Origin of the sequence: Ruminobacter sp. RM87 (assembly GCF_000701925.1) — a bacterium.
In the GTDB taxonomy this organism is placed as follows: Bacteria; Pseudomonadota; Gammaproteobacteria; order Enterobacterales; family Succinivibrionaceae; genus Ruminobacter; species Ruminobacter amylophilus.
In genome coordinates, this window is sequence record NZ_JNKD01000027.1 from 15,378 (window position 1) to 40,241 (window position 24,864).

Sequence of the window (24,864 nt, forward strand, 5' to 3'; positions counted from 1 at the left end):
CATCCCCAGATGGATGATATTATTTGTAAAGACAGGTATTATCTGCTTAAGGATTATATTGAAAAAACTTCTGAAATAAAAATTTTCATATCTCCGGATCAAAAAAACATATTCGTGATAAATGTGGCAACAGACAAATTGATCTGTAAATACATTTTAGAAGAATCCTGAGTTTGATTAACCGGAGTTTGTGAGAATTTTTCCGTAAATAAAAGATATTCCCGGAAATTTTGATAAAGTTAGTTTACGGATAAGTGTAAGCACTGAGCACTATTCAATTTTGGTTTAGAACAGCAGTGGATCTGCACACACGGCGGTCGGTGCGAATGTTCATCTCTTTGCCGGTTTATTGATGCATTCCGGCAATTATTTCTGAAACTGAAACACTCTCAAAATCGTCTGAAGTGATTACATTTCGCTTAAAATGTGGTTTTTGTACTAATTTTTGATTATGAAATCCTACAGAAAATATATGTGAAAGCGTTTTGTAATATAATGTGAAGTGCGACATTTGGGGGTTTTATGGATAATCAGAATAATAAGCCGTGGATAAAGGCGTATCCTGAAGGAGTTTCTCCCACAGTGGATACGGGGCTCTTTAACTCACTGGTGGACATGTTTGAATTTTCAATCGAGAAATTCAGAGACAGGCCCGCATTGTACAGTCTGGGAACCTCTCTGACCTACGCACAGCTGGATCACAAGGCCAGATGCTTCGCTGCCTATCTGCAGTGTGAACTTCACGTAAAACCAGGGGATCACATAGCACTGATGCTTCCGAACATCATTCAGTATCCTGTGGCTCTGTTCGGTTCTCTGCTTGCCGGTGCGGTTATCGTAAACGTCAACCCGATGTATACACCGCGTGAGCTTGTGCATCAGCTCAATGATTCCAAAGCCAAGATTATCATTGTTATTTCCAATTTCGCCAGTACCCTGCAGAAGTCTCTTCCTGAAACTCCGGGAGTGGAACATGTGATTATCACGTCTCTCGGTGATGAATGCGGAGCCATCAAGGGATACTTTATAAATTTCTTTGCCAAATATCTGAAAAGAATCGTGCCCAGATATCACATTCCCGATGCCATTACCTATAAGCATGTAATGATGGCCGGTGAGGAATATCCGTATACCAGACCTATCATAAAAAGTGATGATCTGGCGTTTCTGCAGTATACGGGAGGAACCACGGGAACTGCCAAGGGAGCCATGCTGACCCACGGCAACATTCTGGCGAATGTGGAACAGGCCTGGGGCATGTATCACAGCAGACTCAACGAGGGAGAGGAGCTGATTGTAACCGCCATTCCTCTTTATCATGTGTTTGCCCTCTGCATCAACTGCATGTTCTGCACCCGCATAGGGGCTGGTTCTCTGCTGATTCCCGATGCCAGAAATATCAAAGGTTTCGTTAAGGAACTCGCCAGTTACGAGCCAACAATCATTACCGGCGTGAATACGCTGTTCAATGCTCTGATAAACAATGAGGATTTCTGCAACATGCATCTGTCCAAGCTGAAGCTGACCATCGGCGGAGGTACCTCTGTACAGAAGGGCGTGGAAATAAAATGGTTCACTCATACCGGGCTGCACATTCTGGAAGGCTACGGTCTGACCGAATGCTCTCCTCTCGTGGCCGTATGTCCGTACAACGTGGAGGAATATACGGGAACCATAGGCGTTCCGGTTCCTTCAACAGATGTAATCATACTGGATAAGGATAATCACCGGATTACCGATGTTGACGTTCCCGGTGAACTGCTGGTCAGAGGTCCGCAGGTAATGAAAGGGTACTACGGACGTGAAGTTGCTACTCAGAAGGTGTTTTTCGGGGAGTATCTCAAAACGGGCGACGTGGCATGCTGGGCCAATACCAGCGGATACATCCGTCTGGTTGACCGCAAGAAGGACATGATTCTGGTTTCAGGATTCAACGTATATCCTTCTGAAATCGAGGACGTGATTATGCTTCATCCTAATGTGCTTGAAGTTGCAGCCATCGGGGTTCCGAGCAGGCACAGCGGTGAATCTGTCAAGGTGTTCATCGTCAGAAAGAATAAATCACTCACCGAGGATATGATTAAAACCATGTGCCGTAAGCATCTTACTGCCTATAAGGTTCCTAAGCATATCGAATTCAGGGATTCACTGCCGAAGACCAACGTAGGTAAGATAATGAGAAAGGAACTGCGTGAGGCCGAGTATCGCAAGCTAGGTATCAGTGTAAGTGACCAGAATCAGGAGGAAAAGAAGGTGCAGAAGGAGAAGGCTGAATAAATATTCCCGGATTCAGTATTATATGCCGAAGAGGCGGAAACTTCAGGATGAAACCTGGTTTCCGCCTTTTTGGTGTCTGTTCAGTTTTAAGGTTTTTAACTGATTTGAATTTTTACAATCAGCATCAGAAACATTGCAACTCAACTGAAAAACTGCCTGTTTTTCATTGAAAATCAGGTGGTTAAAAAATGATCTGTGTCTGAAAAAATACTCATTATTCGTCAAAAAGTGTGATGCTTCGTATTGTCCTGTTAATTTTGTGTAGGGGTTTGAAAACAAATTGTTACCATAAAGTTAAGAGGAGGTAATTAGTAAGAAAGTTGTTTGTTCCATACTGACACCTGCATGAAGCATAAGAGAGGCGGATATGAAAAGACATACTGGTTTTACTTTAATTGAACTCATTGTGGTTATTGCTGTTTTAGGTATTCTGGCCGCCAATACGGTTCCTGTGTTTATGAATCCGCAGGCCGATGCCCGCGCAAGTGCGCTCAACGACATTAAATCTTCATTAAAGAGCGGCGTGAGTATGGTGTACAGCAAGGCGATTCTCTCCGGACTGGAAAACAGTGCATACGGAGCGGAATTGTGCATGGACAAGGTTGCCGGTGCCGTCGGTACCGACTGTGACATGGTTTCTCTGGTTTACGGCAGACCTGCCGCTACCGCTGACGGTGTGGTTAAGATTGTACAGAACGAGGTATGCGCCTCAACGGATACCGTATGCGACAAAGACTGGACCTACAGTCTGGAATCATCTGAAATCAGGATTTATTCATCAATAGCTCCGGATATGGAAGGATGCAGCGTGTCATACAAAGAGGCTACCGCCAGTACTCCTCCTTCAATTACCTCAAATTATGAGGGATGCTGACGGATAAACTGTCGACACCTCCGTGATTTTAAGCGGTTGACGAAACAGATGTCCCCGTTATCGGTCATTGTGACTGATAACGGGGTTTTTGTCTGAAAACCGCATAAAAAGTGTGATAGTCTGCGGTTTCCGTGAAATTTGCGGACTGCATTCCGAAAAATATTGTTAACATAGAATTATGGGGGTGACGAGTAAATAAAGTTGTTTGTTCCATACTGAAATATGCAGGATGCATAAAGAGAGGCTGATATGAAAAGACAATCTGGTTTTACGTTAATTGAACTTGTGGTGGTTATTGTTATTTTAGGTATTCTGGCCGCAACCGCCGCTCCTAAGTTTATGAATCTGCAGGCTGATGCCCGTGTAAGTGCCCTGAACGGTCTCAAGGCTTCTCTCAAGAGCGGGGTGAGCATGGTATACAGCAAGGCCATTCTTGCCGGTCTGGAAACAAAGGCAACAGGTGAACTGTGCATGGATAAGGCCGCCGGTGTTTCAAGCACTGACTGTGACAAGGTGACCATAGCCTACGGGAGACCTGATGCTTCGGAAAACGGCATTGTAAAGATTATTCAGGATGAAATGTGTGCTTCAACTGAAACTGACTGTGACAAAGACTGGACATATAAAGTTGACGGTACTGAAGTTTTAATCTATTCACCGAAAGCTCCAGACAGTGAAAACTGCAATCTGTCATACAAGGCTGCTACCGCGAGCACGCCTCCGTCACTTACAACCAATGATGAAGGCTGCTGATAACAGAGCCTGATTCCGATAAACAGCTGCGGACTTTGGAGTGCCCCCGAAAGTTGAACAGACTTCGGGGGTGCTTTTATTTATTTAAGGCGAGATCCGGTAAGGTCGGTTGATATGTCGTGCTTCATTCGTGTTTTCAGGTGTTATAACCGTAAATCCATTTGGCCTGCGGAAGACAGGATCAGACATCACAAAAAACAGTTTTCTTATGCTGAATGGAAAAATTTACAGCGTGAAACTCGGAAATCCGATAAAAATCATTAAAAACGGGAAAATCATTTTCAGAAATGATGATAATTATATTCCAATGGGGATTTTTATGACCTGGGACCATTGATTTATAAGGCTTTTGTTATCTAAACAGATCAAAGTTGTAAAAATGTTGTTTATTATGATCTATGACTGCTTTAATACATTTATATTTAAAGGCTTGGGGTGGTTTATAAAAAATTAAGATATAGTGCATATTTTTGGAGATAAAAGGGTATGAAAATGTGATGTAATGAAAAATATTTATAAACATTCCTAAATTGATAATCGGTTATTGTTATCATGAGGATATGGAATATGAATTTTAAAAAAATAAATATTCTTAATTTGGTTCAAGTTATAAAGAGAGGCTCGGAATTATGAAAAGACAGTCTGGTTTTACTTTAATCGAACTCGTTGTAGTTATTGTTATCCTCGGTATCTTAGCTGCTACTGCCGCTCCTAAGTTTATGAATTTACAGTCTGATGCCCGTATCAGCGCCCTGAACGGTCTTAAGGCATCAGTTAAGAGTGCAAGCTCCATGATTTACAGTAAGGCTATTCTTGCAGGTAAGGAAAAGGCTGCGGCTGATGAGGGTAAGAAAGTTTGTGCAAATGGTCCGGAATCTACTGCAACTAGTACATGTACAGATGAGATTACCATCGCTTATGGTTATCCTACTGCCGATGCTGCAGGCATAATAGCAACCCTTCAGGATGGTGCGGCTGCTTGTGCTGATTTTACGTGTGCTGATGGTACCGCTGAGGACTGGGGTTATGACACCAAGAACAGCGTTCTTTATATATTCAGTGTAAATGCTCCGGATAAGGAAAACTGTGCAATTAAATACACTGCTCCAACTGCTCTGAACGGAACTCCGAAAATTGAAACTGCTTCTTCCGGTTGCTAGTGTTTGAATAATTTTATCTCCAAGGTTTCAATGGTTTTGTGTAACTGCGGGGTAAGTTAAAATTCCCAACTCTCAGGTTGGGAATTTTTATTTCTATATTTTCTGTTTCTTTTGCAGAACCTTTCCTGTGTCTCATATTTGTTTCATGTTCCGGCAATGAAGCTTCAAGTATTCAGACAACTTTATTTTCTTTCTGACAATCTCGGAAAAGTTTTACATTCAGGTAATGCAGTCTGATAAATATTGGAAAGTGATGACATTATCTTAGGTATGTATTCGTAAGACGGTTGAATTACTGGGTTTTCAGGTGAATGAGGTGTTTTAACATACAGAAAATACAGCAGGAAATAAAGTGTACACTAAGATATTTCATAACAGTTCAGTGGTGTAAAGAACAGATAATACTCGGTCGTGCAGAGACTTAAACATAACTGTAATGTTTTTGTCATTCAAACTTTCAGCCGGCCTCTCAGAGAATATCGGCAAAAATATGATAGACTTGTAATATGGTATTACTTGGTGTGTCAGGTTTATAGGATAATCAGAAATGTTAAAGCCCATAGGTATTGGAGCAGAATTATTTCATGAATTGATTGAAAGCAACAGTTACTATGTTGATAAGACTCCTTTTATAAAAACAATTTTTGAAGAAAACACTTCAAAAGTCATGCTGATTACCAGACCCAGACGTTTCGGTAAAACACTCACCATGTCCACCTTCTATGATTTTCTGGCTCTCGATCTTGAAAATCCGGATGACGTATCCCGTCAGGAAAAATGGTTTAAGGACACAAAAATCTTCGAGGATAAGGAATTCTGCGCCAAATACATGGGAAAGTTTCCGGTAATCTTTGTATCATTCAAAACCATAGTTCATCAGAATTTTAATGATGCGTATAATCAGTTTGCTACTCTGATATATAAACTTGCACTACAGTTTGAATATCTGGCGGCCAGTAAAAAATTATCCGATAAGCAGAAGGAACAGTATGCCAATCTGGTTAATTATGAAAAACTCGTGGATAGAACCGATAAATCCTTCCTGACAGGATCTCTTCAAACGCTGTCATGTCTACTCAAAGCACATCATAAAGTTAGTCCTATGCTATTGATTGACGAATATGATGTGCCTATTGCCAAAGCTGCTTATCATGGCTATTACGAGGAAATGATAAATCTTATCAGTCCTTTTTATAATGATACCCTAAAAACCAATCCATATCTTGGCAGGGCGGTGCTAACCGGTTGCTTAAGAGCTGCAAAGGAAAGTATCTTTACCGGATTAAACAATCTGCAGATCTGTTCAGTGTTAGATACCGGAACAAAAGACATTTCTAAAGGGATAGGCTTTACCAAAGAAGAAACACAGGAGGTTCTGTCATACTACGGCCTGAATGACTATTATGATGAAGTTAGAAACAATTATGATGGTTACTATTTTGGAACAAATCATATGTATTGCCCGTGGGATGTTATGTCATTCTGTAGAGCTAATTATGAGAAGTTGAATGAGAATAGAAATCTCATAAAGGCAGACAACTACTGGATAAACACCAGCGGTAACGACGTAATCGAGGAATTTATGGGGTTTATCAGGTCTGAAGACGTTGATAAAATGCAGGATCTTCTGGACGGTAAATCAATTACCACGGAAGTAAGGACATCTCTGTGCTACGGTGATTTAAAAAATCACAATGTAAATGATTTCTGGACACTGCTGCTGTACACCGGATATCTCACCTTTGATTCGCAATACCGATCTGCCACCAAAAACGAATACAGACTGTATATTCCAAATGAGGAAATAAAGGACTGTTTCAAATCGAAGATCATGGATTTCTTTAAAACAAATCCTGAAATGAGAAACAGTACCGGTGATCTGGTAAAAGGTTTGTTTGAGGGGAATGCCGAAGAGGTAGAAACGAAACTTAACGCACTCCTGATGAAATACGTTTCCATCAGGGACTTTGCCACAAATGCACCGAAGGAAAACTATTATCACGGCTTCATTAACGGACTGCTGGCAAGCGGTACCTCATATATGGAAGAGCATAAATCAAATACGGAATCAGGTGACGGTTATGCTGATATCATTGCCGCTTCAAAAAGCAGTGACAGTGTAGCGGTTCTGGAATTGAAGCAGACTGACAGACCGTTCGGAGCCAGAGTGGTTTCCGCCGGCAGAGCTCTGGAACAGATACTTGAAAAAAGATATGCTGATGTGTTCATTGATGATCCTTCAGTTAAAAACATCTATGCCTACGGCATCTGTTTCTATAAAAAAATCTGTTCAGTTCAGGTTAAGAAGCTTAAATAAAAAACAGCCGTCCAATTGAGAATATAATGTAAGGTGCGGTTTTAAAACAGGATGTGAAGAAACAGGTAATCAGAGGATGCATGAAATTCGTGATTCATCTGTTGTCGAAATGGCTAATTCCGGATAATGTGCATATTACGGAGGATGAGGATGTTTAATAAAGCGGGTAACCGTAACGGTTTTACTCTTATTGAACTTGTGATAGTAGTTGTTGTAGTGGGGATTATAGCCATAGTCGCCATTCCTCATTTTATTGATCTGCAGAAGGATTCCCGTATAAGCGCTCTTCACGGACTTAAGGGAGCAATCGATTTTTCTTCAATAATGGTTCATGACAGGGCCGTGATTGCCGGAACTGAAAAGCTGGAGAGTTCCTATGACTGTTATGAATTGAATTCTCTTTCCAAACAGTGTACCGACAGTGCCAGAATCATGGCGGTTTACGGAAGACCGAGAGCCTCAGAGGACGGTCTTGTCAGAGCCATGTACCTGAAGGCGGTAAAACGCTCTGATGAGGACAGGGAGGATGACGGAAAAAAAACCGATTTCGTCTGGGTATATGACATTCCGTCAGAAGGCAGGATTGTTCTCTATCAGCCTCATTCTCCGGAGGTGAAGGGAATAACGGTGAATGACAGGGGAGATCTCGGCGCATCCTCAGGATGCGGTATTATCTATCAGCAGCCGTATATGCAGGAAATCGAAAAGCAGGATGATGCCGGAAACACCGTTACGGTTCGGACACTGATTGACTACAAGGTTGCTCTGGTTGATAAGGACTGCTGATCCAGCAGGCCTCATAACCGGAATCTGCTGAAAATTCCGAGTGTTCGGAATTTCGTCAAAGCGCTGGTATTTAAGGTCCCGTATGCCTTAAATTTAGTCAAACGGGATTGCATCCGAATCATCATTTCAATTTAAAACCGTAAATTCGTGTATAATTCTCTGAAAAGGCGGTAGGAATTATTTATGAATTACATATTTATTGAAAGTGATGCACAGTTAACACCTCTGATGGATGCTTTATCGGCAGATCCGGAATACATATCCTTTGATACGGAATTTCTCAGAGAAAGAACATACTATCCGATCCTCTGCCTGCTTCAGCTGTGCATTGACGGCAGGGTGTTTCTGGTAGATACCCTCAATAAGGTTTCACTCGATAAAATAATTTCCGCTCTCGTAAACGCAAAATGTCCCGTGATCTGTCATGCAGGTTCCGAGGATATGGAAATCATTACCGGTCTGGCCAGAAAATTCGGTCTGAACCGCCTTTATCCGGAAAAGTATTATGATCTCCAGACCGCCAGTTCTTTTGTTGACGGAACCTCCAATGTGGGACTGTGTACCCTGGTGGAGAAATATCTCGGAATAGTGCTCGGTAAAACCGAAACACGTTCGGACTGGAGTCGGCGTCCGTTAACTGAGGAGCAGATAAGCTATGCCGTGGAGGATGTCATCTATCTCAAGAAGATTTATGACATTTTCAGTGAAAAGCTCCGCGACAGACCTGAGGTGGCTTCATTCCTGGAGAGAGAGCTTAAAAACGAGGCTCAGCACTATACCGAAATCAGAAATGCCGATACCACTTACTTAAAGCTTAAGGGAACCGGAAAACTCAACAGCAAGAAGCTCAGAATCGTACATGCCCTCTGCACACTCCGTCAGCAGGTATGCGAGTATGATGATATCCCGCTGTCCTTTTTCATAAAAAATACCGTGCTGGTAAAGCTTGCCGATGCCGGAGTGTTCAATGTCGGCAGTCTGATTAAAACCGGTGTCAACGGTCAGATAGCCAGAAAATACGGAGATCTCATCATACGTACGGCCTTAAAGGCTTCAGCCGATAAATCACGTCCGGTTCTTAAAACCTTTGATGCGGTAAACCAGCATCCTGAACTGCGCGCAGTCAAGAAGGAAGTGGAGAACTATGCCAAAAAGAGAGCGGGGGAATATGCCATTGCCAAGGATCTGGTGGTCAGCCGCCGACTGCTGGAGGATTTTATGTACACCACAATGTATACCGACTCCTCCAAGTCTCTTATCGAGCAGGGATGGAGAGGGGAAATGCTGGGCAGTATGGACAGTTTCCGCAAAAGAATTCAGAAAATCTGCAATATACCCCGGGAAGACTGAAAGGGACGCCGGTATGCGAATGCCGGAGAGAATGATTTCTGAGGCTTTGCTCCGGAATTCAGAGTTTTCGGTGTGATTTGCGTCACCGGAAAATTAAGTCAGTACGATAATTGAACATTTAATCAGTGATTTATTTCAAACTCCTAAAAATAAAGCAAAATAAATTGTTTGTTTGGTTAAAAAATAATCAAAATCTCTGTAAAAAACTCTAAAAAGTAAAAATATTCCAAAACACTGTTAATTTTTGTTATAATGCTGTGTTTATCTACGCTTTAATTTTAAGAAATAGCACGCGGATTGTTGAAAATGCCGAAAGACATTGAAAACAGGCTGTCTGTGAAAGGTTGGGCCGGAGGTCCGCTGAACGAAGCGGAAAACGGATTCTGAGAAAAAACCGGTTTTTCAGGATTTACTGCCGGCATGCGACAGCGTCTTAAAAAGCTTAGTGAGAGTTTAAAAATTTTTAAATTATATTTAAGTCTACAAAATTAGTAATAATCTTTGGAGTAATCTTTTCAATGAAGATATCTAATACTGAGAAAAAACGAATTCGTAAGAATTTTGGACAGATGACTCAGTTCATTGACATTCCGTATCTGATTTCAACCCAGGTTGATTCATACGCCCAGTTCATTACCCCGAACTCAAACGGCGATTGCGGTCTGTCTGATGCACTGCGCAGTGTTTTCCCTATCAAGAGTCAGAATGGTCAGGCTTCTCTTGAATATATCAAGTTCAAGCTCGGCGAACCTGAATTCAACGTAAGGGAATGTTTGATTCGCGGTGCTTCCTATCAGGCTCCTCTGCGTGTAACCTTACTCTACACCTTGCGTGAAAAGGACGGTAAGAAGGTTATCAATGCAAAACAGCAGGAAGTTTACATGGGCGAAATCCCGCTCATGACCGAAAACGGTACCTTCATTATTAACGGTACTGAACGTGTAGTTGTATCTCAGTTACACCGTTCTCCAGGCGTATTCTTCGACAGCGACAAGGGTAAGAACTACCCAGGCCGCGTAATTTTCAGCTCCCGCATCATTCCTGCACGCGGTTCATGGCTGGAATTCGAATTTGACCACAAGGACAACCTGTTCGTACGTATCGACCGCAAGCGCAAGCTTCCTGCCACTCAGCTGCTTCGTGCCTACGGTTTCGACAATGAACAGATTCTCGATACCTTCTTCAACACCACCTTCTATGAAATCAAGGGCAAGAAGCTGTTAATGGAAATGATTCCTGAAAGACTTCAGGGTCAGGTTCTTCCTTTCGATCTGAAGGGCGGTGACGTGGTTATTGCCGAAAAGGGCAAGAAGATCACCAAGCGTCACATCGACAAGCTTGAAAAGTCTGAATTCAAGAGCTTTATTGAAATTTCAAAGGGCCACAAGGTTGCCGCCATTGAAATTCCGGCTGAATACATCGTTGATAAGGTTCTCGCAAAGAACTACTACGACAAGGAAGGCAACCTCGTTGCAGAATGCAATACCCAGGTTACCCTCGATACTCTCGCAGCTCTTGCAGAAAACGGCATCAAGAAGTTTGAAACCATCTTCACTTCAATCATTGATACCGGTGCATTCATTTCATCAACTCTGAACAACGATACCACCAAGACCCGCGAAGAAGCTATTTTCGCAATCTACGGTATGATGCGTCCTGGCGACCGTCTTGAAAAGGACGTTGCCAGCGATTACGTTCAGAGAATGTTCTTCGATAACGACCGTTATGACCTTTCAGACGTAGGTCGTATGAAGTTCGACGAACACTTCAAGGAATCTCTCACTGTTTCCGAAGCTGTCAAGGCTATGGTTAAGAACGGCGAATTCAATACCCCTGAAGCTCCCGTATACTTCAAGAACGGTATTGCATACTGTCAGTTCCCTGAATTCTTCAAGCGCGCCAAGAAGCTTTTAGGCGATTCAAGCACCGGTTCACTCATTCCTACCGGTATTCCTGTTCGCGGTTACCTCAAGTTCTTCGATTCAATCGACAAGATGGCAATTCCTGCCAACGAAAAGGCAACCGACAACGAAGGCCGTTACATTCATAAGCTCAAGTTTGAAGACGGTTCAGTAAAGGAAGCGTTCGCTGTCAAGATCAAGGATCTTTCATTAAACGAAAACGTACCTGATTTCGAAGGTAACATTGAAAATCCTGCAAATCCTTCAGCATCATACGCATTCAGCAGTCCGTCTCCTGTACTGTCAAACGGCGATATCATCAAGGTAATGCGTTACCTCATCAAGATTCGTGACGGTAAGGCCAACGTGGACGATATCGACCACCTGGGCAACCGTCGTATCCGCAGTGTAGGCGAACAGACCGCAAACCAGTTCCGTATCGGTCTCTTAAGAATCCAGAAGGCTGTTGCAGATCGTCTCAACAAGAACGAACTTGAATCATTAATGCCTGATGATTTAATCAATGCAAAGCCTGTAAGTGCCGCTATCAAGGAATTCTTCAGCAGTTCACAGCTTTCACAGTTCATGGACCAGAACAATCCGCTTTCTGAAATTTCTCACAAGCGTCGTATCAGTGCCTTAGGTCCTGGCGGTCTGACCAGAGAACGTGCAGGCTTCGAAGTTCGAGACGTACATCCGACTCACTACGGCCGTCTCTGTCCGATTGAAACCCCTGAAGGTCCGAACATCGGTCTGATTAACTCACTGTCCGTATTCTCACGCTGCAATGAATACGGCTTCCTTGAAACTCCGTACCGCCGCGTTGTAGACGGTAAGGTAACTGATGACTTCGAATATCTGTCAGCAGTTGAAGAAGGCTCATACATCATTGCACAGGCCAACGCTCCAATCGACAGCGAAGGCCGCTTCACTTCAGACCTGATTCCTTGCCGTGAACACGGTGAATCAGTGTTCAAGCATGCAAGTGACGTTAAGTATATGGACGTATCTCCACAGCAGATTATTTCCGTATCAGCTTCCCTGATTCCGTTCCTTGAACACGATGACGCTAACCGTGCTCTGATGGGTTGTAACATGCAGCGTCAGGCTGTTCCTACCGTTCTGTCAGAAAAGCCGTTCGTTGGTACCGGTATGGAAAGAGCGGTTGCTGTTGACTCTGGTGTAACCACCATTGCAAAGCATGGCGGTGAAGTAATCTACGTTGACGGTGCAAGAATCATTATCAAGGTTAACATCGAAGAAGTTCGCGACGGTGAACCAGGCATTGATATCTACAACCTGTCCAAGTACACCCGTTCAAACCAGAACACCTGCCTGAACAAGCGTCCATGCGTAAGCCTTGGCGAAATCGTTAAGGTTGGTGACGTAATCGCCGACGGTTCTTCAACCGACCTCGGTGAACTTGCTCTCGGTCAGAACCTCCGTGTTGCATTCATGCCATGGAACGGTTACAACTTCGAAGACTCCATCCTCGTATCTGAAAGAGTTGCAAACGAAGACCGTTTAACCACCATTCATATTATTGAACAGACCTGTACAGCCCGTGACACCAAGCTCGGTGCCGAAGACATTACCGCAGATATTCCTAATGTCGGTGAAGCTGCGTTAAGCAAGCTGGACAAGTCAGGTATCGTATGCATCGGTGCCGAAGTTAAGGGCGGTGATATCCTCGTTGGTAAGGTAACTCCAAAGGGTGAAACCCAGTTAACTCCTGAAGAAAAACTCTTACGCGCAATCTTCGGTGAAAAGGCTGCTGAAGTTAAGGATACCTCTTTACGCGTTCCTGCAGGTACTCATGCTACCGTTGTAGACGTTCAGGTATTTACCCGTGAAGGTCTTGAAAAGGACGAAAGAGCAAAGCAGATTGAAGAAAACATGATCGCCAAGACCAAGAAGGATCTCAACGAAGAGCTCGACTTCCTGTGTTCAGGTATCTATCGTAACGTTCGTCACCTCCTTGAAAAGAACGGCGTTAAGAATGTTGATGCCATCGACGATTCAGAACTCTTCAGCCAGTCTCTGAACAACGAAGACGCTCAGCGCCGTCTCGAAGAAATGCAGAATCAGATTGTTCTGCTCAAGCGTGAATACGACGCCAAGCTCGAAGCTCACAGAAGAAAGATCACCAAGGGTGATGATCTTGCTCCCGGCGTTCAGAAGATGGTTAAGGTTTACCTCGCTGTTAAGCGTCATATCCAGCCTGGTGACAAGATGGCAGGTCGTCATGGTAACAAGGGTGTTATCTCCAAGATCTGTCCTATCGAAGATATGCCTTACGATGAAAACGGCCGTCCTGTAGATATCGTGCTGAACCCTCTGGGCGTACCTTCACGTATGAACATCGGTCAGGTTCTGGAAGTTCATTTAGGTCTTGCTGCCAAGGGTATCGGTGAAAAGATCGACCGCATGATCAGAGAACAGCGTGCCATCGCTGAACATCGTGAATTCCTGCAGAAGATCTACGATATCGGCGGTAATGCTCAGGGCGTTGATATTTCTTCTCTCAATGATGAAGAAGTAATGACTCTGGCAGAAAACCTGAGAAACGGTCTGCCTGTAGCTACCCCTGTATTCGACGGTGCAGATGAAAAGTACATCAAGGAAATGCTCCGTCTGGCAGATTTACCTGAATCAGGTCAGATTACCCTTTACGATGGCCGTACCGGTTTACCTTTCGAACGTAAGGTTACAGTAGGTATCATGTACATGCTCAAGCTGAACCACCTGGTTGATGACAAGATGCATGCACGTTCTACCGGTTCATACTCTCTCGTAACTCAGCAGCCGCTCGGCGGTAAGGCTCAGTTCGGTGGCCAGCGTCTCGGTGAAATGGAAGTGTGGGCTCTCGAAGCTTACGGTGCTGCTTATACATTAAGAGAAATGCTGACTGTTAAGTCAGACGACGTAAACGGTCGTACCAAGATGTATAAGAATATCGTTGATGGTGACTACACAATGGATGTAAGCATTCCTGAATCATTCAACGTGTTATTGAAGGAAATCCGTTCTCTCGGTATCGATATCGACCTTGAAAACAGAAACAGTCTTCCTGAAATCGATAAGCAGTAATAAGTTAATTGCTCTCCGGCGGTAACCGGAGAGCCTGAAGGAGTTTTTTTGTGAGTATTAACGAAATACAGAATAATGATGACGGCTTAAAGATCATGGATACCATGTCTTCCGCCGCTTCAGGCATTGACCGTAAGTTCTCTGAATTCAGCCGTAATGCCGGTGCCAAGAAGCACGAAGATTCAGCTGAGTTCGATGCAATCAGAATCAGCCTTGCTTCTCCTGATAAGATCCGTTCATGGTCTTACGGTGAAGTTAAGAAGCCTGAAACAATTAACTACCGTACTTTCAAGCCTGAAAGAGACGGTCTCTTCTGCGCCAAGATTTTCGGACCTACCAAGGACTACGAATGTCTCTGCGGTAAGTACAAGCGTTTAAAGCATCGCGGTACCATCTGTGACAAGTGCGGTGTAGAAGTTACTCAGGCCAAGGTTCGTCGTGAACGTATGGGTCACATCGAACTTGCTGCTCCTGTAGCTCATATCTGGTTCTTAAAGTCACTTCCGTCCCGTATCGGCTTCATTCTCGACATGAAGCTCTGCGATATTGAAAGTGTTCTCTATTTTGAAAAGTATGTTGTAACCGATCCCGGTGACACCGACCTTTACGAACATCAGATCCTTACCGAAGAAGAATACTTCGATATGATCAACGAACACTTCGAAGAATTCGAAGCAAAGATGGGTGCTGAAGCTCTGCTTGAACTTCTGAAGAAGGCCGACCTTCATCAGATCGAAGCTGATATCCGTCAGCAGCTGGAAACCACCAGTTCAGAAACCAACAGAAAGAACCTGACCCGTCGTCTGAACATTGTTAAGGACTTCATTGCGTCAAAGAACGATCCTGCATGGATGATTTTAACCGTATTACCGGTTCTTCCACCTGATTTACGTCCTCTGGTTCCACTGGAAGGCGGTCGTTTCGCAACTTCAGACCTTAACGAACTCTATCGTCGTGTTATCAACCGTAACAACCGTCTGAAGAGACTTAACGAATTATGTGCTCCTGACATCATCGTACGTAACGAAAAGCGTATGCTTCAGGAAGCTGTTGACGCCCTCATCGATAACGGTCGCCGCGGCCGTGCGGTAACCGGTTCAAACAAGCGTCCTCTCAAGTCTCTTGCAGACATGATCAAGGGTAAGCAGGGCCGTTTCCGTCAGAACCTCCTCGGTAAGCGTGTTGACTACTCAGGCCGTTCCGTAATCACCGTAGGTCCGTTCCTCCGCATGCATCAGTGCGGTCTGCCGAAGAAGATGGCTCTCGAACTCTACAAGCCGTTCATCTACGGCCGTCTTGAAAAGAAGGGCCTCGCTACCACCATCAAGGCTGCAAAGCGCATGGTTGAAAGAGAGGATGCAGCAGTATGGGATGTACTGGACGAAGTAGTACGTGAACATCCGGTAATGCTGAACCGTGCACCAACCCTGCACAGACTCGGTATCCAGGCGTTCGAACCTGTACTGATTGAAGGTAAGGCTATCCGTCTGCATCCGCTGGTATGTACCGGCTTCAACGCAGACTTCGACGGTGACCAGATGGCTGTTCACCTCCCGCTGACTCTCGAAGCTCAGCTCGAAGCCCGTGCCCTCATGCTTGCAACCAACAACCTGCTGTCACCTGCATCAGGTGATCCTATCGTTGTTCCTTCACAGGACGTTGTGCTCGGTCTCTACTACATGACCCGTATGCGTGTAGGCGCCAAGGGTGAAGGTATGATCCTCGCCGACGCTGAAGAAGCAGAAAGACTGTACCGTACCGGTCAGGCTGAACTTCAGGCCCGTGTAAAGTGCCGTATCAGAGAATGGATCAAGCAGCCGGACGGCAGCTACGAAGAACGTTTTGAAATCCGCAACACCACCATCGGTCGTGCGATTCTGTCAATCCTCATCCTTCCAAAGGGATTAAGCTTTGACCTGATTGACCCTCCTATGAAGCTTACCGCCGAACAGGAAGCTGAACTTGCGGCAAATCCAAAGACCTGGTTCAAGTACGTTTCCAACGTTCCGTTAGGAAAGAAGAAGATTGGTGCTCTCCTGAACAACTGCTACCGTGCGTTAGGTCTTAAGGAAACCGTAATTTTCGCGGATAAGATCATGTACACCGGCTTCAAGTTCGCAGCGCTCTCAGGTGCTTCTATCTGTACCGACGATATTCTTGTTCCTGAATCAAAGAAGAGCATTATCGGTTCTGCCGAAAATGAAATCACCAAGATTCAGAACGAATACGATGAAGGTCAGATTACCGGTGGCGAACGTTACAACAAGGTAGTTGACGTATGGTCACGCGCTTCTGAAAGACTGTCCAAGGAAATGATGAACAACCTCAAGGTTGAAAAGGCAGTCAACATCCTCGGTGAAGAAGAAACCCAGGCATCATTCAACAACATCTACATGATGGCTGACTCAGGTGCCCGTGGTAGTGAAAAGCAGATTTCTCAGCTTGCCGCTATGCGTGGTCTGATGGCCAAGCCTAACGGTGCGGTTATCGAAACTCCTATTACCGCAAACTTCCGTGAAGGTCTGGACGTTTTACAGTACTTCATTTCAACCCACGGTGCCCGTAAGGGTCTGTCAGATACCGCTCTGAAGACCGCTAACTCCGGTTACCTGACCCGCCGTCTCGTAGACGTTGCTCAGGACCTCGTTGTTAACGAAGACGACTGCGGTACTCATGACGGTCTCGAAATCAAGGCAATCTACTCAGGTAACACCTGTGTTGAAACCCTGAGAGATCGTGTACTCGGCCGTGTTGTTGCAGATGACATCATCAAGCCTGGTACCAAGGATGAAATCCTCATTCCTTACAACACCATGCTGACTGAAGATCTCTGTGATCTCCTCGAAGAAAACGGTATTGACTCTGTTAAGGTTCGTTCAGCAATCACCTGTAACACCAAGTACGGTATCTGTGCCAAGTGTTACGGTCGCGATCTGGCTCGCGGTCACCTGGTTAACAAGGGTGAAGCAATCGGTGTTATGGCTGCTCAGTCAATCGGTGAACCTGGTACCCAGCTTACCATGCGTACCTTCCATATCGGTGGTGCGGCTTCCGGTACTGCAGTTGAAAACACTGTAGTTGTTAAGCGTGCAGGCAAGATCATCATTGATGCCCGTACCGTAACCAGACCTGACGGTCGTCTTGTTGTTGTTTCTCGTTCTGCTCATCTCTATGTTGATGATGCCAAGTATGAATCACACAAGCTTCCATACGGTTCCGTACTCTTTGTTAAGAACGGCGAAAAGGTTGTTAGCGGCAAGACCGTTGCAGAATGGGATGCGCACAACCACCCAACCATTACCGAATTTGCCGGTAAGGTTCGCTTCAAGGATATGGAAATCGGTGTTACCGTTGACCGTAAGGATGAAGAAGGTACCGGTAATTCATACATCGAAGTTCGTGAAAGCGGTCATCGTATGACTGCCCCTGTAAATCCGGGCAAGCCAAAGGATGCTCCTGTAATGCCTAAGGCTGACGATGAAAACTACGACAAGAAGATGGCTGAATACAAGGCTAGAATCCGTGAGTACGAATCTCAGGAAAAGGCATACAAGCACTACCTGTCTCAGTACCAGAACTACAAGTCAATCATGGACATGCATCCGGCTGTTGAACTGATTGATGATAACGGTAATGCAATCTGTGATGCCAAGGGCAATCCGATTTCATACGTACTGCATCCTAAGTCAATCGTTCGTATCATCGAAGGCCAGGATGTTGCAGTAGGTGACGTAATTGCAACCATTCCTCAGAAGGTTTCAGGTAACAAGGATATTACCGGTGGTCTTCCACGCGTATCCGATATCTTCGAAGCCCGTGCTCCTAAGGAACCTGCAATTCTTGCTGAAGAAACCGGTATTGTAAGCTTCGGTCGTGAAAACCGTCTTAAGAGAAAGGTTATCATTACTCCTAAGGAAGGTTCAAAGGACGAATACGGTAATCCAATCCTCCCTGTTGAATTCTCTGTTCCACAGAACCGTGATATCAACGTAATGGAAGGTGATGAAGTACAGCGCGGTGAACCTATCGCCGAAGGTCCTGAATCTCCGCATGATATCCTTCGTTTACGCGGTATTCCAGCTGTTGCCAACTACATCGTATCCGAAGTTCAGCAGGTATACCGTTTACAGGGTGTAAAGATTAACGATAAGCACATCGAAATGATTGCCCGTCAGATGCTTCGTAAGTGTGAAATCCTCGACAAGGGCGATTCAGAAGAATTCTTAAACGGTGACACCGTTGAAGTGGCTCGCGTTAAGCTTGCAAATGAAAAGCTCATTGCCCAGAAGAAGGAACCTATCAAGTATCGTCATATCCTGTTAGGTATCACCAAGTCTGCATTAAGCACTGAATCATTCATGTCAGCCGCATCATTCCAGGAAACCACCAAGGTTCTCACTGAAGCTGCAATCGCCGGCAAGATTGATGATTTACGCGGTCTTAAGGAAAACGTAATCGTTGGCCGTCTGATTCCTGCAGGTACAGGTTTCAGCTACCATCAGCGCAGACGTGAACTTGCCCGCAAGGCTGCTCTTGAAAAGGCAAGACTTGAAGGCATGTCATCCGAGCAGATCGGTGAGCAGAACATCGCTCAGGCTTTAAGAGACCTCGACACCGGTTTTACCAACTAAACTGATGTCTGACCTTAAAAGTCGGAGTTAAACTGAAATCAAACCTCCTGAATTCATATTCAGGAGGTTTTTTGTTTTGGGATTCCGTCAGCCGGCAGGTGCTTTATGCATATGTTCGAAATTTATATTTATAGTGTTTAAAAGATGTTATAATAATCACATAAAAACGGATGATATTTCATTAGAATTACGTTTTTTGAAACTGCCGGTATCAGGCGGAATTTTTTATAAAGGATGAATTTTTTTGTTCGGAGAGTGTTCACTAATCATGCTGAACGGAATCTTCGAATGATTTTTACATGTCTAGGAGTATGTATATACATGGATAATTACCAGATGAATGATGAAAAGTCTTCAGGCAGTTCAGTCAAGTGGATTGTTGCCGCAGTTGTTCTGCTCGGCGTTGCAGGCGCGAGTGCCGTTATCGGACTTCCTATGTACGAAAAATCTCAGCACAGACAGCTATGCAAGAATTCTGTAACCGAAATCAATCACAAGGCGATAACCTCTAACATTTCGGTAGATTTTATCAAGGATGAAGCATCTGATTCACTGTTCTCTGATGTATACAAGTACGATTTCTACAACGGTTCCAAGAAGATCTTCACTCTGGTTCAGGACAATCAGTACGGTTTTACCAAGGTTGATTCCGAGATAAAACTTGATCCTCAGTCTCTGGACCTTCCTCTGCATCAGGTTGTTGAATATCTGAAGACCCTGAAGATCAATTCATCATATGAAATCTGGGCTGACGTGCTTCATACTGATTTTGTTCTTCCTGCATTCAGCTACAAGGATGATGAGGTTTCAGTAAGCTGGTCTGAAGGTACTTTCAGCAACAGCATGAGACAGGCTTCAAAGGGTGTTTCTGATCTTACCAATCAGGACAACCACTCAAAGTGGGACAGCTTCAATCTTGAAACTTCCAACTTCAAGGTTGCCATGTCAGGTTTTTCTTCTGAAAGATTAAGCGCCGCTCTCAATGAGTTCTCAGTATACTTCGTAGAGGACGAAGAAGAAAGCAGTGAAAACGCGGATGTTGCCTCCCCTTCATATTCCTCTACTCCTGCAGATGAGGCAGGTTCTGATGCTGCCGTACAGGCTAATACGGAAGTGGCCCAGGCTGAAGCTGCCCAGACTGAACAGTCTGAAACCGCAGCTCCTGTCGTGGAAGAAAAGAAGGCTAAGGAATCTGACAGATTCGTTATTAAAAATTTAAAGGTTAACAGCGCTGAACCTGAATTTACCGGAAACAAGGTATTAAAGAACTTGTCAGGCGATATTACCGTTGATCAGATTGTTTATGACATTGCCGGAGATGCTCTGGTGTTTGACAACCTGAAGTTCAGTGCCGCTTTATCAGGTATTGACTACGGTTATGTGGAAAAGACCTGTAAGTCCAAGGATTTAGGAACCTGTATTAGTGATCTTGACATGCAGACTGCAAATGAATTCTACGGCAAGTTCATAGGCAGTGCCGTATATAAGATCAACTTATCAACACTGTTAAACAACGGTAAGATTGATCTTGATGCAAATATTGATTTCGGCGGAGCCAAGAGCACACAGGAGCTGATGACTTCTACCAAGGTTGACATGCATCTTGAATTCAACAAGAACACCATGAGCCAGCTGGTTGAAAACTATCCTGCTTTTGCAACCGTACAGCAGTTCATTAACATGTACGATAAGAATAACTTCGCTGACAAGTACGTAACCAACTTCATGTGTACCAATGGTATTGTTTCCTGTACCATCAACGGTACTCCTCTGAAGTAATAGGTCGGATTTGTTCTGACAGATGATGAAATCCTGCCGTGGGTCAACGCGGCAGGATTTTTTGTTTTAGGTATGTGTGAGTTTCCGCAGGGGCTCTGATGCATCTCTGCATAGAGATACAGAGGAAGTCAGGGAATACATAATGTTTTTCAGGCGGACTGTTACCTGAAAATATCAGTTCATTACGGAGAACATCATCAGACTGACTGCCATCAGAAACATTCCGGCGGTAAAACCTATAATTGTATGGTGGTGCATGCCGTACTTTTCCGCTGACGGCAGAAGTTCATCGATGGCTATGTACACCATGATGCCTGCCACCATGGCAAAGGTTATGCCGATAACCATGGAGCTTTCAAATCCTGAAAATACCATGTATCCCAGAAGTCCTCCGGCCGGTTCGGCAAGTCCTGAGACAAATGACCAGAAGAATGCTTTTTTACGGGAGCCCGTGGCAAAATATACGGGAACCGCCACGGCTATGCCTTCGGGGATATTATGCAGGGCGATGGCAAGGGTAACCGAAAGGGCGATGGAGGTATCCGTGGTTCCTGCCATAAAGGTTGCAAACCCTTCCGGAAAATTGTGTATGCCTATGGCAAGAGCCATCATGAGTCCCATACGGTTAAGAGACGCATACTTTTCAAAATCCTGACTGTGTCCGGTTCTGCGCAGATCCGCAATTTTAAATTCATGCGGATTTTCCGGTTCGGGAATCAGCATGTCGATGACGGCAATAACCGATATGCCGGCAAAAAAGGACAGAACCGTAATCATGTAGGCCGTATCGGCATTCATGATTTCGGCAAGCGAATTTCTGGCACTGCCGTAAAGCTCAACCAGAGATACGAAAATAATGATTCCTGCTGAAAATCCCAGAGATACTGAAAAGAACATATTGCCTGGTTTTCTTTTAACTACGGCAATGATGCTGCCTATACCGGTGGAAAGTCCGGCAATCATGGTTAACATTAAGGGAGTCCAGATACTCTCTGTCATATGAATATCTCCGTGAATGAAGTCTGCAGCGATAATGTTAGCACAAGCTAACAATAATGGGCGTTTGTGAAGCGGGAGATTTTTTCATGTAGGTGATGTCTGATTATCTTAATGCGGGATATTTGTCAGAGATAAAAAACGACAGCCTTATGAAAGACGGATAACAGCTGTAAAGAAGATGAATAATGAGATGTAAATCATGTAAGTGGTAAAAAACTGAAATAATTATGTTAAATATCTGAAATTTATATTTCTGTATCATTATCGCTGAAGGCATTAAATTATAATAGGGAACGGGTTTTTTACCGAAAGCTGTGTGTAAGAGTTCCGGTATGCAGTTTTACAGGCGGAACTTTAATGAGATAATTTAAAACAAAAAATAAATATAAAAGAATAAAGGTTCACAATGGAATGCTGTGTAAAGGTTTAGATGAGTCATTTCCGCAAAAACATTCTTAAACAGTAATTAAAAGCGCGTTGAATAAAACTAAAATAACATAAAGGGGTAGTTATGGTGTTTTTGGAAAAAATTTTTGGGAAACGTTCATCTTCCGTAGATAACGGACTCGGTTACGAAAAGACCGAACTTGAAAAACTTCTTCTCCGTAGAATTGTGGAACTGCGCGTTGACGAAGCCGTGGTTGTGGAAAATGTTCTGCCAAGCAAGTCTCTTGATCAGGAAATCAAGGATGCCTACAGCAGGGATAAGAACAGAGGTCCTGATGCGTTTGTTTATGATGCCTATGATAAGTACCCTTATCTGATGGCCTTATATGATTTAAGCAAGGGGCTCCGTTACAATACCAAATACAAGGAAACAATGTCCAGAGAGGACGGAACGGCTCTTTGTGCCAAATACATCGGCAGAAGATTAAGAGATTATCTGAAGGATGAAGCTGTTCAGAGCAAAATCAAGGTAGTTCTGAAGGAACTTGCAAAAAAGAGAAAGGCTTATCTCAAGGAAAAGGATTTTTCGCCTGAAACTCTCAGAAAAATGGATAAGTATATGAATGCTTATCAGGAATTTCTTGTAAAGAAGTAACTGCTTTATCTTAAGAATATTTTTCTGCAGCAGGTTTCGGGGATTTTCAGTTGTCTTTTTCGCGATAAAGTCAGAAGACTCCTATGGTATGAGGCTCTATCCTGACGGATATATGGGAAGAATGGGGATTCTTCCCGCTTGCTGATGTCCTCTGATTCCGTTGTGAGGATAGTTCTCACGATTTTTTTATATAACTGGAACGTGAATCTGTTTTCTGGCAAAAGATGGTTATGTTATTTTTATTATAAATTTCATGTCTGGTATAAAAGTTTATGTGCAGACGGAAGTTTTTATGTATGATTGGTTAATTAATAATCAAACTGTCAGAATATTCAAAAAAATTTAATAAATCCGTAAGAATTTCATTAATGATTAAATTATTGCAAAATGCAAAAATATTTGCATTTTGCAAGACAGATTATGTATTTTGCAATAATTTTTGCAAAATACCATAAATAAATTGATGTTTTGCTGGTAATGCAATATTTTATTTTTGATAAATCTATACTTAAATCATAAATATTTATATATTAAACAATTTTTAAAAGTTGGCACGCTGTTTGCTAAATGTATTAGTGATCAGTTTTATCCCGTGTGCTATTGCACGTTTTGACTCCAACGTTTGGTTGGAGTCTTTTTTTTGTCATTTTTTCCGATATTACAATCTCAAAAAAAAATATCTGTAATCTTTGTTTCTTTTTTAATCTAAATTAGATTTTGAAATTTGAGTAAAATCACATTTTAATGTTCTGCTAAAATTTTGTGATAAAGTGAATCGTTTAACCGTCGGTGGCTGTGGTACACTAGAGTGGATTATTTTTTTTATTAAGGTGTGTTAAGAATTTATTCCTGTCAGGATCTACTTTGTATCTCCTGTCTCTGAATATTGTAGGATGTATTTACTGATATGTGTGGGATAGTCGGAGCCGTAGCTAAAAGAAGCGTTAAGAATTTTCTTATAGAAGGATTAAAAAAACTCGAATATCGTGGATACGATTCGGCAGGTGTAGCCTTCATCAGTAAGACAGCCGGTAACTCATACGAAATTTTACGAGACAGATGTCTCGGAAGAGTATCAGTTCTGGAAAACAGTGTGGCGGAAAAATCCATTGACGGATGTATAGGTATTGCCCATACCCGCTGGGCCACTCACGGAAAACCGTCAGTAGTGAATGCTCATCCCCACATGTCCGGAACCATAGCAATGGTTCACAACGGTATCATTGAAAATTATGCTGAACTCAAATCCATGTTAATCAAACACGGATATATTTTTACTTCAGAAACTGATACCGAGGTTTTTGTACATCTTGTAAATTATTACAGAAAACAGAGCTGCGGTTTGCTTGAAGCTCTGCAGCAGGCCATTAAACAAGTTAAGGGAGCTTACGGTACCGCAATCATTGATACAGCCGAACCTGATTCCATGGTGGTGGCAAGATGCGGTTCTCCTCTGGTTATCGGCCTGGGACAGAATGAAAACTTTGTTGCGTCAGATCAGATTGCTCTTCTGTCCGAGACCAGCAGATTTATTTATCTTAAAGACGGTGATACCGCAAGAATCACCGGGGATTCAGTAACCATATATGATTCAGACTGCAACAGGGTTGAAAGAGAAATCACCGTTTCTGATTCCAGATATGATGCCACTGACAAGAACGGCTTCAGTCACTACATGGAAAAGGAAATTCATGAGCAGCCTGTTGCCATAAGAAACACCCTGGATAAGCGCATTGCCAACGGTCATTTTATTCCTGAAGCGTTCGGCAGCAATGCCGTCGAACTGTTCGGAAAGGTAAGACATATTCAGATTGTGGCATGCGGAACGTCATATCACGCAGGTCTGATAGCCAAATACTGGACGGAACAGTATCTGAATGTTTCATGTTCAGTTGAAATAGCATC

At 43.6% G+C, this 24,864-nt stretch carries 14 protein-coding genes; 13 read left to right on the top strand and 1 reads right to left on the bottom strand.

Annotation, left to right across the window (positions count from 1 at the left end; all coding sequences use genetic code 11):
* The first annotated feature begins 9 nt into the window (after positions 1–9).
* The 11 genes from T489_RS14880 to T489_RS0106640 all read left to right on the top strand — a co-directional run bounded on the left by T489_RS14880 (position 10) and on the right by T489_RS0106640 (position 20,918).
* Positions 10–171 (top strand): hypothetical protein, encoded by a 162-nt coding sequence (locus tag T489_RS14880; protein ID WP_157608097.1) that lies wholly within the window; start codon positions 10–12, stop codon positions 169–171.
* Between the two features lie 351 nt (positions 172–522).
* Positions 523–2,277 carry an AMP-binding protein gene (locus tag T489_RS0106585; RefSeq protein WP_031579267.1) on the top strand — a complete coding sequence of 585 codons (1,755 nt, stop codon included), beginning with the start codon at positions 523–525 and terminating at the stop codon, positions 2,275–2,277.
* A 367-nt stretch (positions 2,278–2,644) separates the two neighbouring features.
* The gene (locus T489_RS14210) at positions 2,645–3,151 is read left to right on the top strand and encodes a pilus assembly FimT family protein (protein WP_051621855.1); all 507 of its coding nucleotides are present in this window, start codon (positions 2,645–2,647) and stop codon (positions 3,149–3,151) included.
* 249 nt (positions 3,152–3,400) lie between these two features.
* Positions 3,401–3,904 carry a type II secretion system protein gene (locus tag T489_RS15695; RefSeq protein ID WP_031579269.1) on the top strand — a complete coding sequence of 168 codons (504 nt, stop codon included), beginning with the start codon at positions 3,401–3,403 and terminating at the stop codon, positions 3,902–3,904.
* Positions 3,905–4,533: 629 nt separating this feature from the next.
* Positions 4,534–5,064 (top strand): type II secretion system protein, encoded by a 531-nt coding sequence (locus T489_RS15700; RefSeq protein WP_031579271.1) that lies wholly within the window; start codon positions 4,534–4,536, stop codon positions 5,062–5,064.
* Between the two features lie 547 nt (positions 5,065–5,611).
* Positions 5,612–7,381 carry an AAA family ATPase gene (locus T489_RS0106610; protein WP_031579272.1) on the top strand — a complete coding sequence of 590 codons (1,770 nt, stop codon included), beginning with the start codon at positions 5,612–5,614 and terminating at the stop codon, positions 7,379–7,381.
* A gap of 150 nt (positions 7,382–7,531) precedes the next feature.
* Positions 7,532–8,167, top strand: a complete 636-nt coding sequence (locus tag T489_RS14225) for a prepilin-type N-terminal cleavage/methylation domain-containing protein (protein WP_051621856.1) — start codon at positions 7,532–7,534, stop codon at positions 8,165–8,167.
* Between the two features lie 183 nt (positions 8,168–8,350).
* Positions 8,351–9,517: a ribonuclease D gene (locus tag T489_RS14230; protein ID WP_051621857.1), complete on the top strand. Its 1,167-nt coding sequence runs from the start codon at positions 8,351–8,353 to the stop codon at positions 9,515–9,517.
* A gap of 518 nt (positions 9,518–10,035) precedes the next feature.
* A complete protein-coding gene (gene rpoB, locus T489_RS0106630) occupies positions 10,036–14,508 on the top strand; it encodes a DNA-directed RNA polymerase subunit beta (protein ID WP_031579275.1) in 4,473 nt (1,490 codons plus the stop codon).
* Positions 14,509–14,603: 95 nt separating this feature from the next.
* On the top strand, positions 14,604–19,139 hold the full coding sequence (gene rpoC, locus T489_RS13560) for a DNA-directed RNA polymerase subunit beta' (RefSeq protein ID WP_369791971.1): 4,536 nt from the start codon (positions 14,604–14,606) through the stop codon (positions 19,137–19,139).
* Between the two features lie 321 nt (positions 19,140–19,460).
* Positions 19,461–20,918: a YdgA family protein gene (locus T489_RS0106640; protein WP_031579277.1), complete on the top strand. Its 1,458-nt coding sequence runs from the start codon at positions 19,461–19,463 to the stop codon at positions 20,916–20,918.
* A gap of 174 nt (positions 20,919–21,092) precedes the next feature.
* Here the strand turns inward: T489_RS0106640 and zupT are convergent, their stop codons facing one another.
* On the bottom strand, positions 21,093–21,917 hold the full coding sequence (gene zupT / locus T489_RS0106645; protein ID WP_031579279.1) for a zinc transporter ZupT: 825 nt from the start codon (positions 21,915–21,917) through the stop codon (positions 21,093–21,095).
* Positions 21,918–22,428: 511 nt separating this feature from the next.
* Here zupT and T489_RS0106650 point away from each other — a divergent pair.
* Both T489_RS0106650 and glmS read left to right on the top strand, forming a co-directional pair.
* Positions 22,429–22,959 (top strand): hypothetical protein, encoded by a 531-nt coding sequence (locus tag T489_RS0106650; RefSeq protein WP_031579281.1) that lies wholly within the window; start codon positions 22,429–22,431, stop codon positions 22,957–22,959.
* A gap of 907 nt (positions 22,960–23,866) precedes the next feature.
* Positions 23,867–24,864, top strand: a 998-nt coding sequence (glmS, locus tag T489_RS0106655; protein ID WP_031579282.1) for a glutamine--fructose-6-phosphate transaminase (isomerizing), incomplete at its 3' end; no start/stop codon positions are given.

Excerpts from the sequence above, each read along its gene's own strand:
- T489_RS0106585 (WP_031579267.1), top strand. The coding sequence starts at position 523 with ATGGATAATCAGAATAATAAGCCGTGGATAAAGGCGTATCCTGAAGGA.
- T489_RS0106650 (WP_031579281.1), top strand. The coding sequence starts at position 22,429 with ATGGTGTTTTTGGAAAAAATTTTTGGGAAACGTTCATCTTCCGTAGAT.
- T489_RS0106640 (WP_031579277.1), top strand. The coding sequence starts at position 19,461 with ATGGATAATTACCAGATGAATGATGAAAAGTCTTCAGGCAGTTCAGTC.
- T489_RS14230 (WP_051621857.1), top strand. The coding sequence starts at position 8,351 with ATGAATTACATATTTATTGAAAGTGATGCACAGTTAACACCTCTGATG.
- rpoB (WP_031579275.1), top strand. The coding sequence starts at position 10,036 with ATGAAGATATCTAATACTGAGAAAAAACGAATTCGTAAGAATTTTGGA.
- T489_RS14210 (WP_051621855.1), top strand. The coding sequence starts at position 2,645 with ATGAAAAGACATACTGGTTTTACTTTAATTGAACTCATTGTGGTTATT.
- T489_RS15700 (WP_031579271.1), top strand. The coding sequence starts at position 4,534 with ATGAAAAGACAGTCTGGTTTTACTTTAATCGAACTCGTTGTAGTTATT.
- zupT (WP_031579279.1), bottom strand. The coding sequence starts at position 21,917 with ATGACAGAGAGTATCTGGACTCCCTTAATGTTAACCATGATTGCCGGA.
- T489_RS15695 (WP_031579269.1), top strand. The coding sequence starts at position 3,401 with ATGAAAAGACAATCTGGTTTTACGTTAATTGAACTTGTGGTGGTTATT.
- T489_RS14225 (WP_051621856.1), top strand. The coding sequence starts at position 7,532 with ATGTTTAATAAAGCGGGTAACCGTAACGGTTTTACTCTTATTGAACTT.
- T489_RS14880 (WP_157608097.1), top strand. The coding sequence starts at position 10 with ATGGATGATATTATTTGTAAAGACAGGTATTATCTGCTTAAGGATTAT.
- T489_RS0106610 (WP_031579272.1), top strand. The coding sequence starts at position 5,612 with ATGTTAAAGCCCATAGGTATTGGAGCAGAATTATTTCATGAATTGATT.
- rpoC (WP_369791971.1), top strand. The coding sequence starts at position 14,604 with ATGGATACCATGTCTTCCGCCGCTTCAGGCATTGACCGTAAGTTCTCT.